The organism is Acidisphaera rubrifaciens HS-AP3 (genome assembly GCF_000964365.1).
GTDB classification, from domain to species: Bacteria; Pseudomonadota; Alphaproteobacteria; order Acetobacterales; family Acetobacteraceae; genus Acidisphaera; species Acidisphaera rubrifaciens.
Genome location: NZ_BANB01000867.1, coordinates 1 through 984 on the forward strand (window position 1 = coordinate 1; position 984 = coordinate 984).

Annotated in this window: 2 protein-coding genes; one reads left to right on the forward strand and one right to left on the reverse strand. The window is 72.4% G+C overall.

What is annotated here, in order from left to right; all coding sequences use genetic code 11:
• Positions 1-328 (reverse strand): penicillin acylase family protein (locus tag B8460_RS18620; RefSeq protein WP_241771243.1); only part of this gene is annotated, 328 nt, incomplete at its 3' end.
• Between the two features lie 171 nt (positions 329-499).
• Between B8460_RS18620 and pcaC the strand changes: the two genes are divergently transcribed.
• Positions 500-904, forward strand: a complete 405-nt coding sequence (pcaC, locus tag B8460_RS18625; RefSeq protein WP_048863121.1) for a 4-carboxymuconolactone decarboxylase — start codon at positions 500-502, stop codon at positions 902-904.
• Positions 905-984 lie beyond the last annotated feature (80 nt).

Below are 984 nucleotides of genomic sequence, written 5' to 3' on the forward strand. Positions count from 1 at the left end.
GCCGCAGGCCGAGCAGCCGCGCCTGCCGGTCGATCGGCACCGTCGCCGGCCCGGCGATCTCCGACAGCCGGCCGGACGCGGCGCGGCGCATCAGGTCCATCTGGAACATGCGGTCGCGCGCATGCACCCAGCCCAGCGCCGCCGCCGCGTCGGTCATGGTCGCGGCCCGTATGCGCGGCACGCCGTCGGCGTCGAAGGCGATCGCGACCGGCGCCGACAGGCCGGGGATATGCGCCGCCTCGTGCGCCGCCGGCAGCGTCTCCCACACCAGCCCGCCGATCGCGCAGGCGGCGACCAGCACCAGCCCGCCGACGGCGGCCGCCAGCACGGCCAGGACCCGCGCCGCGCGCCGCCACGGCCCGCGCCTGGGACGGCCTGCGATGATATGCGCCGGGCGCGTACTCATGCCGTACGGCCCGACGTGGCACGCGGCGGCGCTGCTTGTCGCCTCCGGGGCCTGCCTCTACGGTCGGCCTTCAAAGACGGGTGAGGAAGCGACATGGCCGAGCGTCCCGAGTTTTCCAGCGATCTGTTCAAAAAGGGCCTGGAGGTACGGCGCGCCGTGCTGGGCGCCGAGTATGTCGATGCGTCGCTGGCACGGGCGAACGACTTCAACGCGGCCTTCCAGCAGCTCACGACCGAACACGCATGGGGCGACATCTGGACGCGCCCCGGCCTGCCGCGCAAGACGCGCAGCATGCTCTGCATCGCGATGCTGACCGCGCTCGGCCGGCCGGCGGAGCTGCGGCTGCATCTGCGCGGCGCGCTCAACAACGGCGTGACGCGCGACGAGATCAAGGAAATCCTGCTGCAGACGGCGATCTATTGCGGCGTGCCCGCCTCGCTCGACGCCTTCAAGGTCGCAAGCGAGCTGTTCGCCGAGATGGACGGCGCGAAGACGTGATCGCCGGATCATGAGCGATCCGGTTCGGCCGACGGTCGGCTTCGTCGGCCTCGGCAAGATGGGCTGGCCGATGGCCGCCT